Raw genomic sequence first — 14,468 nt, 5'->3', positions numbered from 1 at the left:
ACGGGTGGATCGGCGGGGACAGGGCTGTCAGCCGGCGGGGGCCGGACGGAAGCGGCGCCGGTATTCGGCGGGCGCCGAGCCGAGGCTCTTCACGAAGGCGCGGCGCATGGCCTCGGGCGTGCCGTAGCCGCAGGCGCGGGAGATCTCCTCGACACCGTCGCCGGTGTCCTCCAGGAGCCGGCGGGCGTGTTCGAGACGGACCCGCTCGACGTACCGGCCGGGCGTCGTACCGGTCTCGGCCTGGAAGGCGCGGGCGAAGTGGCGGGGCGAGAGACGGGCGCGGGCCGCGAGCGACTCGACACTCAGGTCGTCGCCCGGGTGCTCGGAGATCCACCTCTGGACGTCGCGCAGCGGTTCGCGCCGCGCGGTCTGGGCGGCGAGCTGAACGCTGAACTGCGCCTGGTTGCCCGGGCGCCGGAGGAAGACGACGAGGTGGCGGGCGATGGCGAGGGCGGCGTCGCGGCCCAGGTCCTCCTCCACCAGGGCGAGGGCCAGGTCGATGCCGGAGGTGACGCCGGCCGAGGTGGAGACGTTGCCGTCGCGGACGTAGATGGGGTCGGGATCGACCGTGACCGCCGGGTGGTCGCGGGCGAGCCGGTCGCAGTAGGCCCAGTGGGTGGTCGCGCGGCGGCCGTCGAGCAGTCCCGCCCCCGCGAGCAGTGCGGCGCCGGTGCACACCGACACCAGACGCCCGGCGCGCGGGCCGTGGACGCGCAGCCAGCCGATCAGGAGGGGATCCGGACGCCGGGTGCCGCTGCCGCCGGGGACCAGCAGGGTGTGCGGGTCCGGCGCGTCGGCGAGCGTCCCGTCCGGGACCAGGACGAGCCCGCTGGAGGTGCGCACCGGGGCGCCGTCCAGGGAGGCCGTGCGGATCCGGTACGAGCCGCCGCGGTAGGTCTCGGCGCCCGCGAACACCTCCAGGGGGCCGGTGACGTCGAGGCTCTGCACGCCGTCGAAGAGGACGATCAGGACCGTTCGCATGTCCCGATTCTCGGCCCGCGCGCTCATGGCCGCAATGACGTGGACCCCACCTTTCCTGCCATCGCGGGCCTCACCGTTCCCGACATACCAACCAGTCGGTAATGTGCGGGGTATGACTCCCCCACTGCCGGAGCGCGCCGGCCGGCGCTGCCACAACGTCCTCAACCCGCTGCACTCGACGCACTACTTCTCGCCCGATCTGGGCCGTGAACTGGCCGCGGTCGGCATCGAGAACGAGCGGACCGCGTACTTCGCGGTGCGGGCCGCCGCGATGGGCGCGGTCGGCGCGGGCACGGTGACGGCCACCTTCTTCAACTTCCGGCACGCCCTGGTCGCCGAGCACGTGCCCGCGGTGTGGCGGGCCGCCTCTCCGGAGACGGTGCTCGCGGCCCGTCTGCGGGCCGTGGACGCGACGCTCAGGCGGCTGCTCGGCGAGGACGTCATCGCCTCCGAGGAGGTGGCCGAGGCCGCGAAGCTCGCCCTGCGCGCGGCCGAGGCCTGCGGCTCGACCGCCCGCCCGCTGTACGCGGCACACGCGGACCTTCCCGTGCCGAAGGCGCCGCATCTCGCGCTCTGGCACGCCGCCACCCTGCTGCGCGAGCACCGGGGCGACGGTCACCTCGCGGCGCTGCTCGACGCGGAGTTCGACCCGCTGGAGGCCCTGGTGAGCCACACCGCCACCGGCAAGGGCATGGCGCCCCGGTGGGTGCTCGGCACACGCGGCTGGTCCCGGCAGGACTGGGAGGCGGCGTCAGGGCGGCTGCGGGAACGCGGGCTGCTCGACGCCCAGGGCGAGCTGACGCCGGCCGGAGTGGCCCTGCGCCAGGACATCGAGGCCCGGACGGACCGCCTCGACCGCGCTCCCTACGAGCATCTGGGCGCCGCCGGGGTGGAGCGCCTCACCGAGATCGCGAAGGGCCTGCTGATGACGGCGTTCGCCGCCGGCGCGTTCCCGGAGGGAATGATCGGCAAGGAGTGAGGCGTCCGGACCGCCCCGCGGGTCGCGCTCGCCGGGAGCGGACGCCCTCGCGGAGGGCGCACAGGGCCGCGTGTCTCCGGGGCGTGGACCGGGCCGGACCGCGGCGCGCGCCCCCTTCGCGTACCGCCCTGAGCCCCCGATGTCGGTGTCACCTGCCACAATTGCCGCGCAACCCCAGTGGAGAAGGCGGTACGGGATCGTGACGACACCCCTCGTAGGGTCCATCGAAGGCAGGATCGCCGAAGAACTCGGCGTACGGGAGCGGCAGGTCAAGGCCGCCGTCGACTTGCTCGACGGCGGTTCGACGGTGCCCTTCATCGCCCGCTACCGCAAGGAAGCGACCGAGATGCTCGACGATGCGCAGCTGCGCACCCTCGAGGAGCGGCTGCGCTATCTGCGGGAGCTGGAGGACCGGCGGGCCGCGATCCTCGACTCGGTGCGCGAGCAGGGCAAGCTCAGCGCCGAGCTGGAGGCGCGGATCAGGGCCGCCGAGACGAAGGCGCGTCTTGAGGACATCTATCTGCCGTTCAAGCCCAAGCGGCGCACCAAGGCGCAGATCGCGCGCGAGGCGGGTCTTGAGCCGCTGGCCGAGGGCCTGCTCGGCGACCCGTCCGTCGACCCGGTCGCCGCGGCCTCGGCCTTCGTCGACGCCGACAAGGGCGTCGCCGACCCGCAGGCCGCCCTGGACGGCGCCCGGTCGATCCTCACCGAGCGGTTCTCCGAGGACGCCGACCTGATCGGCGAGCTGCGCGAGCGCATGTGGGTGCGCGGACGGCTCGCCGCCAAGGTGCGCGAGGGCAAGGAGGAGGCCGGCGCCAAGTTCGCCGACTACTTCGACTTCGCCGAGCCCTTCAAGGCGCTGCCCTCGCACCGGATCCTCGCCATGCTGCGCGGCGAGAAGGAGGACGTCCTCGATCTCGTCCTGGAGCCGGAGGAACCCACCGAGGGGCCTTCCTCGTACGAGGGGATCGTCGCCCACCGCTTCGGGATCGCCGACCGCGGCCGTCCCGGCGACAAGTGGCTCACGGACACCGCCCGCTGGGCCTGGCGCACCCGCATTCTCGTGCACCTCGGCATCGACATGCGCCTGCGGCTGCGCACCGCCGCCGAGGACGAGGCGGTGAACGTCTTCGCGGCGAACCTGCGGGACCTGCTGCTGGCGGCCCCGGCGGGCACGCGCGCGACGCTGGGCCTGGACCCCGGTTTCCGTACGGGCGTGAAGGTCGCCGTCGTCGACGCGACCGGCAAGGTCGTCGCCACGGACGTCATCCACCCGCACGTCCCGGCCAACCGCTGGGACGAGGCCATCGCCAAGCTCGCCCGGCTCTCCAAGGAGCACGCGGTCGACCTGATCGCGATCGGCAACGGCACGGCCTCGCGCGAGACCGACAAGCTCGCCGGTGAGCTGATCACCAAGCACCCGGAGCTGAACCTCACCAAGGTCATGGTGTCCGAGGCGGGCGCGTCGGTGTACTCCGCGTCCGCGTTCGCCTCGCAGGAGCTGCCCGACATGGACGTGTCGCTGCGCGGCGCCGTGTCCATCGCGCGCCGGCTCCAGGACCCGCTGGCCGAGCTGGTGAAGATCGACCCGAAGTCGATCGGCGTCGGGCAGTACCAGCACGACCTGTCCGAGGTGAAGCTGTCCCGCTCCCTGGACGCGGTGGTCGAGGACTGTGTGAACGGCGTCGGCGTGGACGTGAACACCGCCTCCGCCCCGCTGCTGGCCCGGGTCTCCGGCATCACCTCCGGCCTCGCGGAGAACATCGTGGCGCACCGCGACGCCAACGGCCCCTTCACCTCCCGTACGGCCCTCAAGGGCGTGGCCCGGCTCGGTCCCAAGGCCTACGAGCAGTGCGCGGGCTTCCTGCGGATCCGGGGCGGGAGCGACCCGCTGGACGCGTCCAGCGTGCACCCCGAGGCGTACCCCGTGGTGCGGCGGATGGTGAAGACGGCGGGCAACGAGGTCGCGTCGCTGATCGGCAACACGGGTGTGCTGCGCTCGCTGAAGCCCGCCGACTTCGTCGACGAGACCTTCGGTCTGCCGACCGTCACGGACATCCTCAAGGAGCTGGAGAAGCCGGGGCGCGACCCGCGGCCCGCCTTCAAGACGGCCGTCTTCAAGGACGGTGTGGAGAAGATCTCCGACGTCGTGGCCGGGATGGTCCTGGAGGGGGTCGTCACGAACGTGGCCGCGTTCGGCGCCTTCGTGGACATCGGTGTCCACCAGGACGGGCTCGTGCACGTCTCCGCGATGTCCAAGACCTTCGTCAAGGACCCGCGGGACGTCGTGAAGTCCGGCGACATCGTCAAGGTGAAGGTCCTGGACATCGACATCCCGCGCAAGCGGATCTCGCTGACGCTCCGGCTGGACGACGAGGCGGCGGCCCCGGAGGCCGAGGCCGGCGGTCGTCCCCAGCGGGGCGGGCGGCCGCCTCAGCAGCGCGGCCAGCAGCAGCGGCAGGGCCGCGGCGCGGGCGGGGGCGGTGGCGGTGGCGGGGGCGGTTCCCGGCAGGCTCAGCCTCCGGCGAACAGCGCCATGGCCGACGCCCTGCGGCGCGCGGGCCTGACCGGCCCCGAGCGGGGACGGCGCTGACACACGGAAGGGGGGCGGCCACCGTTCGATGGCCGCCCCCCTTCCGTCTTTCCGGGCCGAGGGCTCAGCTTGCGCCGCTTGCCTGAGGGCTCAGCGTCCGCTTCCGGGCCGGGGGCTCAGCGTCCGCCCCCGGCTTGAGGGCTCAGCGTCCGCCCCCGGCTTGAGGGCTCAGCGTCCGCTTCCGGGCCGGGGATCCGCTTGCGCCGCGGGCTCGGAGGCTCAGCTTCCGCATCCGCTTCCGGGCCGGGGGCTCAGTGCTCTGTCAGCTTGCCGTTCGCCACTTCCAGGCGGCGGGTCGTACGGACCGCGTCCAGCATGCGGCGGTCGTGGGTGACCAGCAGCAGCGTGCCCTCGTAGGCGTCCAGGGCCGATTCGAGCTGCTCGATGGCCGGGAGGTCGAGGTGGTTCGTCGGCTCGTCCAGGACGAGCAGGTTGACGCCCCGGCCCTGGAGGAGCGCCAGCGCGGAGCGGGTGCGCTCACCCGGGGAGAGCGTGGCCGCCGGGCGCAGGACGTGGTCCGCCTTCAGCCCGAACTTGGCCAGCAGCGTGCGGACCTCGGCGGGTTCGGTGTCCGGGACGGCTGCGCCGAACGCGTCCAGCAGTGACTCGGAGCCGTGGAAGAGCTTGCGGGCCTGGTCCACCTCGCCGACGACCACACCGGAGCCGAGCGTGGCGTGGCCGGCGGACAGCGGCACCCGGCCGAGCAGCGCGCCCAGCAGCGTGGACTTGCCGGCGCCGTTCGCGCCGGTGACGGCCACCCGGTCCGCCCAGTCGATCTGGAGGGTGGCTGGGCCGAAGGCGAAGTCCCCGCGCCGCACCTCGGCGTCACGCAGGGTGGCGACCACCGCGCCCGATCGCGGGGCGGCCGCGATCTCCATGCGCAGGTCCCATTCCTTGCGCGGCTCCTCGACGACGTCCAGCCGCTCGATCATGCGCTGGGTCTGCCGGGCCTTCGCGGCCTGCTTCTCGCTGGCCTCGCTGCGGAACTTGCGGCCGATCTTGTCGTTGTCGTTGTTCGCCTTGCGCCGCGCGTTCTTGACGCCCTTGTCCATCCAGCCGCGCTGCATCTGGGCCCGGCCTTCGAGGGCGGAGCGCTTGTCGGCGTACTCCTCGAAGTCGTCCCGGGCGTGCCGGCGGGCGGTGTCGCGCTCTTCGAGATACGCCTCGTAGCCACCGCCGTACAGCGTGATCTGCTGCTGGACCAGGTCGAGTTCGAGGACCTTGGTGACCGTGCGGGTGAGGAACTCGCGGTCGTGGCTGACGACGACGGTCCCGGCGCGCAGGCCGGAGACGAAGCGCTCCAGGCGCTCCAGACCGTCCAGGTCGAGGTCGTTGGTGGGCTCGTCGAGGAGGAAGACGTCGTAGCGGGAGAGCAGGAGGGAGGCGAGTCCGGCCCGGGCCGCCTGGCCTCCGGACAGGGACGTCATGAGCTGGTCGAGACCGACGCCGAGCCCCAGCGAGTCGGCGACCTCCTCGGCACGTTCGTCCAGGTCGGCGCCGCCGAGGTCGAGCCAGCGCTCCAGGCTCGTCGAGTACGCGTCGTCCGCGCCGGGCGCTCCGTCGACGAGTGCCTGTGTCGCCGCGTCCATCACCCGCTGGGCCTCGTCGACACCCGTACGGCGCGCGAGGAAGTCCCGTACGGTCTCGCCCTCCCGGCGCTCCGGCTCCTGGGGCAGGTGCCCGACGGTCGCGGAGGGCGGGGAGAGCCGCAGCTCGCCCTGTTCCGGGGTGAGGAGGCCGGCGAGCAGCCGCAGCAGCGTGGACTTGCCCGCGCCGTTGGCGCCGACGAGTCCGATCACGTCGCCGGGCGCGACGACGAGGTCGAGTCCGGCGAAGAGCGCGCGGTCGCCGTGTCCGGCGGTGAGATTCTTGGCGACGAGAGTGGCAGTCATCAGGAAGCCGATTTTAACGGCCCGCCGCGGTCCCCCTCACCGCCGATCTCCCCGGTCCACGGCTACCCGGGCCACCGGTCTGCGGGGACGGGGGCCGGCCGGTCCGCGGGGACGGGGGCCGGCCGGTCGGCGGGAACCTGAGCCGGTCGGTCGGCGGGGCCGGGACGGGTTCCCGTGGGCACGTCGGGGCCGCTCCGGGGGCCGACCAGCAGAACGCGGCGGCGGGAACGCGTGCCGTCGTCGAGCAGCGAGTTCAGCACGGCGCGATACCCGGGGCCGTGGAAGCGGAACGGCCCCGTGCCGTGATAGCCGTTGCGTTCCAGATCGGCCCGTTCGCCGGTCTGCCAGGCGAAGTCCCGCCAGACGTAGTCGTCGCCCTCCTTCTCGATGACCGCGGTGACGGCACCGCAGGCGACGGTCTCGCACTCGGGACAGCCGTAGATGACGTACCTGCCCCCGTCGAGCGGGGCGCCCGCCTCCAGGAGGAGGTTGCGCACCTGGGCGGTGAAGATCGCGGGCGGTACGTCGGAGGCGAGCGGGGAGACCGCGTCGAGGCCGGAGAGCCGGTACAGCAGCGGGCGTCCGTCGACGATGAAGTCGACGGTGTCCCGGTGCACCCGGTCGTCACCGCCCGTGCGGACTCCGCCGGCACGCATCGCCGGGGCCAGGCCGAAGGTGGCGTACGCGGAGGACATGCCGCGAGTATGCCCCCCGCGGAGAGCGACCCGACCACGGCACGGCGTGCTCCGCTAACGTCCCGGCATGAAGAAACCCGGAAGCGGTGATGTGATCGTGGTCGGCGGCGGGGTCGTCGGCCTGACGACGGCCGTGGTGCTGGCCGAGGCCGGAAGGCGCGTCCGGGTGTGGGCACGGGAGCCCGCCGAGCGGACCACCTCGGCTGTCGCGGGGGCGCTGTGGTGGCCGTACCGCATCGCGCCGAAGGCGCTCGCCCGCACGTGGGCCCTCGCGTCCCTCTCCGTGTACGGGGAGTTGGCGGCGCGTCCCGAGGAGAGTGGCGTACGCCTGGTCGAGGGGGTCATGGGCGAGACGCGGCTGGACGAGCTGGGGTCGTGGGCGGCCCGAGTACCCGGACTGCGCGCGGCGACGGCCGAGGAGTATCCGGGCACCGCGCTGCGGGCGCGGCTGCCGTTGATCGACATGCCCGTGCATCTGCGCCATCTGCGGGAGCGGTTCCTGCGGGCGGGCGGGACGGTCGAGGAACGGACGGTGACGGACCTCGCCGAGCCGGACGCGCCGGTCGTCGTGAACTGCGCGGGCCTCGGCGCCCGCGAACTCGTACCGGACCCGGCCGTACGGCCCGTGCGCGGGCAGCTCGTGATCGTCGAGAATCCCGGGATCCGTGAGTGGCTCGTCTCGACGGACCCGGCGGCCGGGACGACGACGTATGTGTTTCCGCAGCCGGACCGGGTGATCCTCGGCGGTACCACGGACGAGGACGACTGGTCCCTGGTTCCCGACCCGGAGGTGGCGGCGCGGATCGTCGAGCGGTGCGCGGCGCTGCGTCCCGAGGTCGCCGGGGCCCGTGTCCTCGGTCACCGGGTGGGGCTGCGGCCGGTGCGCGAAGCCGTCCGGCTGGAACGCGAGGTCCGGCCGGACGGGCGGGTGCTGGTGCACAACTACGGGCACGGGGGCGCCGGGGTCACCGTGGCCTGGGGATGCGCGCGCGAGGCGGCCGGACTCGTCGGTCCGGCCGCCTCGCTCTGAAACTCCGTCCGCGCTGGGCCGGAAGGCCGGCGGGCGGGCCGACCGGCGGGCCCGAGGACCAGCAGGTCAGCAGGTCAGCAGGAAGAGAGGAAGGGAGGAAGGGAGGAAGGGAGGAAAGGGAGGAAGGAAGGTCAGAGGGGCAGGGGCAGGGGCAGGAGTCAGGAGTCGATGGTCAGTGGTCCTCCCCCGGGACGCGGTGAATGGTGTGCGGAGCGCGGACGCCGTCGAGGACGGACGCGGCCGGTGCCGCCGCGGAGCCCGCCGTCGCCCGCTCGAACGCGTCCGCGCCGCCCACCAGGGGCACCCGGGCCGACGTGCGCGACAGGTCCAGGGTGAGGGTCGGGGTCGTGGACGGCGGGTCGATGAGGTCCTTGTCGGTGCCCGCGACGATCAGGGCGAGCCGGTGCCCCTTCGGGACCACGTGGTCCGTGGCCGCCAGGTCCAGCGTGATGGTGTACGCCTTCCCCGGGGTGAGCGGAACGCCTCGGTCCGAGGCGTGGTTGCCGAGGTCGGCCCAGCCGCGGCTGAGGACCGTCTGGCCGACACCGGTCACGGCCGCCCCGGTCACCTTGTAGCAGGAGCTGTCGCCGGCCGTGCTCGCGCCCCAGCAGGTGCGGTCGGTGAGGGTGTTGACGCCCTCGCCCGAGCCGGCGTAGTCGCGGATGGTGTCCGGGCCGAGGTCGACGAGGACCGCCGAGAGGTGGGCCGTCGAGGTGGTCGGCGTGGCGGTGACGGTCACCGTGGACGAGCCCGAGAGCCGCAGGTCGCGGGTGAGCGGCCCGGTGGTGAAGCCGGCCTTGTCGGTGGTCGGTCGGTCGATGTCGGCGGCCCAGTCGGTCTCGCTGTGCCCCGGGTCGTCGGTGAAGGTTTCGGTCCCGGACCTTCGGACCAGCCCGAGGGTGCCGACGCCCGGCCGCGCGCCCGCACCCGGTCGCAGGGTCGCGGCACCGGTGGTGCGGGGCGGCCAGACGGCGGAGGTGGCCCACTGGTCGGGGTGGCGTTCGATGTCGGCCATGGGCTCGTGACCGATGCCGTTGTCGTAGCCGAGGAGTTCGTGGTCGAACCAGCGGTGCAGGGTGTCGACCCAGGCGGAGCGGCGGAAGTCGAAGGGGTCGACGTGGCCGGTCTGGGAGAGCCAGATCTTGCGCTCGACCCCGTTCCTGGCGAGGGCGTCCCACCACTGGCCGAAGTTCTTGGTGCGGACGTTGAGGTCCTGCATGCCATGCACGAGGAAGACGCTGGCCTTCACCTTCGCGGCGTCCTTGACGTAGTCGCGCTCGGTCCACAGCGGCGTCCAGTCGCCCGTGCGTGGGGCGCCGTCGACCAGCTTCCCCTGCACCGCCGCGCACTTGGCGCGGGCGTCGGGGCTGTCGACGTAGCCGGACAGCCAGTCCGGGCCGGAGTCGTAGAGCGGGGCGCCCTTGGCGAAGTAGTAGTCGTACCAGGAGGAGATGGCGCTGATCGGCACGATGGTCCTCAGGCCCTTGACGCCGGTGGCGGCGACGCCGTTCGCGATGGTGCCGTCCCAGCTCTTGCCGATCATGCCGGTCCTGCCGTTGGTCCAGCCGGCCCTGGCCGTGGCGGTTCCGGTGCGGGTGGTGTACGCCCTGGCCCGGCCGTTCAGCCAGTCGACGACCGCTTTGGCGGACAGGATGTCGGAGCGGCCGCCCACGTCGACGCAGCCGTCGGAGCGGTTGGTGCCGGCGAGGTCGACGCCGACGAAGGCGTAGCCGCGCGGCACGAAGTAGTTGTCGTAGAACAGCGGCATCTGTACGACGTGGCCGTTCGCGTCGTACGTCTTCTTCTGGCTCTCGTTGCCGCGCCCGCAGCAGGAGTAGTACGGGCTGGCGTCCATGATCACGGGGATCTTGTGTCCCTGGCGGGCGGGTTCGCGGGGCCGGACGATGTCGACGGCGACGCGGTCGTGCCGTCCGTCGCTGTCGCCGTCGAGGCCGGTGTCCACCCAGACGGACTCACGGATCGCGTTCGCGTACGAGTAGACCGGGGTGCTCTGTCTCGGGGCGCCGTGTGCGGCGACCGGGACGAGTAACGCGGCCATCAGGGCGGCGACGGCCGCCGTCGCGAGCGATCTCCAGGTCATGAAGCGCATGTGGCTCACTGGTATCGGCATGCGCGGAACGTACCCCGGTCGACTCCTGTGCGACAGAGGGTCGGTGACAGGCCATTGGGGCCGGATGGCTCATGTCGGCCGAATGGCGATCGTGTGACAGGGGTGGCCGTGGACATGACCGGGGCCCCAGGGACTGAATAGGCTCCGGACCGACTTCACGCCCCGACGACTTGGAGCTTGACGTGCACCGCAGACTCATCGCCCCGGGCGCCCTCGCCGCCTCCCTGCTGCTGGCGATCCCGGCATCGGCGGCCAGTTACACACCGGGAACCCCGGGCATCGGCGACCCCTACTACCCGGCCTACGGCAACGGCGGATACGACGTCTCGCACTACGACCTGAGGCTCACGTACCAGCCGGGGACGGACGAACTGGAGGGCACGGCCACCCTCCTGGCGACCACCACGCAGGACCTGTCACGGTTCGATCTGGACTTTCTGCTCGATGTCAGCGAGGTCCGGGTCAACGGCGCGAAGGCGTCGTTCGCGGCCGCCGGTGAGCACGAGCTGCAGATCACCCCGGCGAAGCCGCTCGCCAAGGGCACCTCCGTCACGGTCGTCGTCCGCTACAGCGGAGTACCGTCCACGAAGAGCGCGTACGGCTTCTCGACCTGGCACCGCACCCCGGACGGCGCGGTCGCGGCGGACGAGCCCGAGTCGGCCTGGTGGTGGTACCCGAGCAACGACCACCCGCTCGACAAGGCGACCTACGACGTGTCGGTGGCCGTGCCGGACGGCACCCAGGCCATCTCCAACGGCACGCTCCAGTCGACGAGTTCACGGCTCGGCTGGACCCGCTACAACTGGCGGTCCAACAAGCCGCAGGCCACGTATCTGACCACGCTCGCGGTGGGGAAGTTCGACATCACGACCGGCACCTCCGACGGCGGCGTCCCGGTGGTCAACGCCTACAGCAAGGACCTCGGCGACAACGAGGGGGCCGCGCGCGCCAGTGTCGAGCGCACGGGCGAGCTGGTCGACTGGCTGAGCGGCTACTTCGGCCCGTATCCCTTCAGCAGCGCCGGCGGCTACGTCCCCAACACCACCACCGGCTACGCGCTGGAGACCCAGACCCGGGTGTACTACAGCCCCCGGCAGTTCGCGAACGGCTCCAACACCTCAGTCGTCGTGCACGAGTTGGCGCACCAGTGGTACGGCGACGACGTGTCGCTGAAGGGCTGGAAGGACATCTGGATCAACGAGGGCTTCGCGCGCTACGCGCAGTGGCTGTGGTCGGAGCACGAGGGCGAGGGCACGGCACAGGAGCTCGCGGACTACGTGTACGCCTCGCATCCGGCGGACGACGCCTTCTGGACGGTGGCGCCCGGCGATCCGGGACCGGACAACCAGTTCGACATCGCGGTCTACGACCGGGGCGCGCTCGCGGTCCAGGCACTGCGCAACCAGGTCGGGGACGACGCCTTCTTCGCCATCCTGAAGGGGTGGCCGAAGGAGCACGCGTACGGGAACGCGTCGGTCGCCGACTTCCGGAGCTACGCCGAGCAGGTGTCCGGTACCTCCCTCGCGGCTCTCTTCGACACCTGGCTGTTCCAGCCGTCGAAGCCGGCGGCGCCCGCGGCGCGGAGCGCGGGCGTGGCCTCCGCCACCGCGGCGAAGGGCTCCGTCGTCCGGCCGAAGTCGTGGAAGAAGATCGCCGCGACGGACACGGTCCACTCGGGCTGAGGCGCGCTCCCGCGGCCCGCGACACGGGTCCGCGTCCCACCGGAGCGGGGGCGCGGACCTGTCGCACGCTCACGGCGATCCGCCGAGGGCGCGACCGTGCCGGAGAACATCTTCGGCGGCTTGACCGCCGTCGGCCCGGGACCGCCTGTCAGGGGCGGGCTGGTTCGGCCGCCCGACGGTCCGACTCCACGACCTGGTCGAGGAGTTCGGCGCGGCTGATGGCGTCGGCCCGGGTCGCGGGCACCGTGCAGGCGTACGCGCCGGCGAGCGCGCCGTACAGGGCGCAGCGCCCGAGCGGTTCGCCGGCCAGACGGCCGTAGAGGAAGCCCGCGGCGAAGGAGTCCCCGGCGCCGTTCGAGTCGACGACCGGGGTGCGGGGCGGGATCGCGGGGATGTGGGTCACCTCGTCGCCGGCCAGCAGGTACGCGCCCTCGGCACCGGCGGTGGCGACGACCACCTCGGCCCGGCCCCTCTCCACGATCTTCCGCATGGTGGTCTCGGGGTCGGCGAGGGCGGTCGTGGAGACGAACACGATGTCGGCGGCGTAGGCGAAGGCCTCGTGGTACGGGTTCTCGCCGTCCCAGTTGTGCAGGTCGGTCGAGACGGTCACCCCGGCCTCGCGCAGGACCGGCAGGGCGAAGGCGCACGGGTGGGTGATGGACACATGGGCGTGCCGGCTCGCCGCGGCCAGGTTCCGTACGGTCTCCTCGGGCAGCCGGTCCGCTTCGCCGGCTCGGCTGTCGTCGTACAGGGACAGCCTGCGCCCGTCGGGGCCGACGAGATTGACCGCGCGCTTGGTGCCCATGGGCTGGGGGACCTCGGTGAGCGGAATACCCCGCTCGCGGTGCAGGGCTCGCACGAGGTCGCCCTCGGGGTCGTCGCCGAGCAGGTCGAGGTGATGCGTGCGCAGGCCGAGGGAGTGCAGGCCCAGGGCGACGAAGTCACCGGTCTGCCCGGCGCGGGTCTCGATGCCCGGACGGATCATGTAGCTGTCGGCGTAGGGCAACGGCAGTTCGGGGACGTGGACGATGGTGTCCACACCCGCACCGCCCAGGACGAGGACGTCGATCTCGCGGCTCATGGCTCTCCCTCTCGGACGCGAGCAGCGAGTCAACCAGGCGCCCGACGATCACCGCAAGGAATTGCAGCAACTTCCGCAAGCCTCTTTCCGCGGGCCCCGCCACCCCGCGGACCGGTGCCGGTCCCCGCCGTCCGCCACCCGTCGCCCGGCCGCGTCCCGGCGACGTCCTCGCGCACGTGGGCGATCGGTTCGACGGACCGCGCCGCGGCGGCCGGAGGCTTTCACAACACTGGTGAGACAGCAATACTGTTGCACCGTGCCGTCACCCGTCACCATGGAGGCGCGGCACGACGCGAGAGGCGAGGACCTGCCATGACGACGGACACCGAGGAGTCGGCGCTCACGGTCGACGAACTGGCCGCGCGGGCGGGCGTGACGGTCCGCACGGTCCGCTTCTACAGCGCCAGGGGCCTGCTGCCGCCGCCCGTGATCGGCCCCCGCCGGGTGGGCCACTACAGCCAGGAGCATCTGGCCCGGCTCGCGCTCATCGAGGAGTTGCAGCACCAGGGCATGACGCTGGCCGCCATCGAGCGTCATCTGACGCGGTTGCCGCCCGGTCTGAGCGCGCACGACCTCGCCATCCACCGTGCCGTGGTGGCCTCCTGGGCGCCCGACGCGATGGAGGACGTGACCCGGGAGGAACTGGATCGCCGGGCCGGGCGGAAGCTTCGTGACGCGGACCTGGAGCGGCTCGCCGCGATGGGCGTCGTCGAAGGGACGGGGGACCCGGTCCGGCTGGACCCCGGGCTGCTGAAGCTCGGCCTGGAGCTCCTGGACGTACCGATCGCGGACGAGATCATCCTCGCCGCGCGGACCGTCCTGCTGGAGCACTCGCGCGCGGCGGCCCACGCGCTGTCCGGCCTGCTGCGCAACGCCGTGGGCGACCAGGAGTCCGTGGCGGCCGTGAAGTCGCTGTCGGCGCACATGCAGCCACTGGTGGTGCAGGCACTGCTGACCGCGTTCCAGCGCTCTCTGAAGGACGAGTTGCGGGAATGGCTCAAGGAGTCCTGACCCGGGGCCGGCTCTCCCTGCGGGACCGGGAACCCTTCAGTGCCCGCCCACTGGTGCCGGTGCTCACAAGTAGGCCGATCCGCCTGCCACGTTGAGGGTCTGGCCGGTGAGGAAGCCGCCGCCCTCGTCCACCACGTACAGGAGGGTGGAAGCGAGGTCGCGCGGCTGCTGGGTACGCGGGCGTAGCCGTCGCCATGGAGACGACGGCGCCCTCGTGGACGCCGACGACGTACTCCGGCGCGTTCTCGGCCTCCGCGAGGGCGGTCAGGAAGGGCAGTTCGGTGGTGCCGGGGTTGCCGAAGACACGGTCCACGCCTTCGCCGCGCAGGATGTCCAGCAGGGCGAGGGCGGGACGGCGGCCCATGGGGGCTCCTCGGCGTCGGCGGGTACCGG

The 14,468-nt window shown here is 72.6% G+C and carries 10 protein-coding genes and 1 pseudogene; 5 read left to right on the top strand and 6 right to left on the bottom strand.

What is annotated here, in order from left to right:
* Window positions 1-27 precede the first annotated feature (27 nt).
* Window positions 28-981 (bottom strand): GlxA family transcriptional regulator, encoded by a 954-nt coding sequence (locus ACF07B_RS14080; protein WP_392179144.1) that lies wholly within the window; start codon window positions 979-981, stop codon window positions 28-30.
* 112 nt (window positions 982-1,093) lie between these two features.
* On the opposite strand from ACF07B_RS14080, the gene ACF07B_RS14075 reads away from it, so the two are divergent.
* Window positions 1,094-1,960, top strand: coding sequence for a hypothetical protein (locus tag ACF07B_RS14075; protein ID WP_392179143.1), 867 nt, complete (start codon window positions 1,094-1,096; stop codon window positions 1,958-1,960).
* Between the two features lie 199 nt (window positions 1,961-2,159).
* Window positions 2,160-4,553, top strand: coding sequence for a Tex family protein (locus ACF07B_RS14070; protein WP_392179142.1), 2,394 nt, complete (start codon window positions 2,160-2,162; stop codon window positions 4,551-4,553).
* A 251-nt stretch (window positions 4,554-4,804) separates the two neighbouring features.
* Here the strand turns inward: ACF07B_RS14070 and ACF07B_RS14065 are convergent, their stop codons facing one another.
* Window positions 4,805-6,445, bottom strand: a complete 1,641-nt coding sequence (locus ACF07B_RS14065) for an ABC-F family ATP-binding cassette domain-containing protein (RefSeq protein ID WP_369486725.1) — start codon at window positions 6,443-6,445, stop codon at window positions 4,805-4,807.
* A 194-nt stretch (window positions 6,446-6,639) separates the two neighbouring features.
* Window positions 6,640-7,140 (bottom strand): annotated as a pseudogene (locus ACF07B_RS14060) (oxidoreductase); the annotation flags it as partial.
* A 67-nt stretch (window positions 7,141-7,207) separates the two neighbouring features.
* Here ACF07B_RS14060 and ACF07B_RS14055 point away from each other — a divergent pair.
* Window positions 7,208-8,170 (top strand): FAD-dependent oxidoreductase, encoded by a 963-nt coding sequence (locus tag ACF07B_RS14055; protein WP_392179141.1) that lies wholly within the window; start codon window positions 7,208-7,210, stop codon window positions 8,168-8,170.
* 172 nt (window positions 8,171-8,342) lie between these two features.
* Here ACF07B_RS14055 and ACF07B_RS14050 read toward each other — a convergent pair whose 3' ends face one another.
* Window positions 8,343-10,301: a Xaa-Pro dipeptidyl-peptidase gene (locus ACF07B_RS14050; RefSeq protein WP_392179140.1), complete on the bottom strand. Its 1,959-nt coding sequence runs from the start codon at window positions 10,299-10,301 to the stop codon at window positions 8,343-8,345.
* Window positions 10,302-10,483: 182 nt separating this feature from the next.
* Between ACF07B_RS14050 and ACF07B_RS14045 the strand changes: the two genes are divergently transcribed.
* Window positions 10,484-11,983: a M1 family metallopeptidase gene (locus ACF07B_RS14045; RefSeq protein WP_392179139.1), complete on the top strand. Its 1,500-nt coding sequence runs from the start codon at window positions 10,484-10,486 to the stop codon at window positions 11,981-11,983.
* Between the two features lie 148 nt (window positions 11,984-12,131).
* Here the strand turns inward: ACF07B_RS14045 and ACF07B_RS14040 are convergent, their stop codons facing one another.
* Window positions 12,132-13,064, bottom strand: a complete 933-nt coding sequence (locus ACF07B_RS14040) for an adenosine kinase (protein WP_392179138.1) — start codon at window positions 13,062-13,064, stop codon at window positions 12,132-12,134.
* Between the two features lie 312 nt (window positions 13,065-13,376).
* On the opposite strand from ACF07B_RS14040, the gene ACF07B_RS14035 reads away from it, so the two are divergent.
* Window positions 13,377-14,075: a MerR family transcriptional regulator gene (locus ACF07B_RS14035; protein WP_392179137.1), complete on the top strand. Its 699-nt coding sequence runs from the start codon at window positions 13,377-13,379 to the stop codon at window positions 14,073-14,075.
* On the opposite strand, the gene ACF07B_RS14030 is transcribed toward ACF07B_RS14035, so the two are convergent.
* A complete protein-coding gene (locus tag ACF07B_RS14030; RefSeq protein ID WP_392179136.1) occupies window positions 14,062-14,439 on the bottom strand; it encodes a thiamine pyrophosphate-binding protein in 378 nt (125 codons plus the stop codon). The genes ACF07B_RS14035 and ACF07B_RS14030 overlap by 14 nt on opposite strands.
* Window positions 14,440-14,468: the final 29 nt, after the last annotated feature.

The sequence above is a fragment of the Streptomyces sp. NPDC015532 genome, from assembly GCF_043078065.1.
GTDB lineage: Bacteria > Actinomycetota > Actinomycetes > Streptomycetales > Streptomycetaceae > Streptomyces.
Note: the sequence above shows the minus strand (reverse complement) of the source record. Positions and strands in the feature narration are given on the sequence as shown.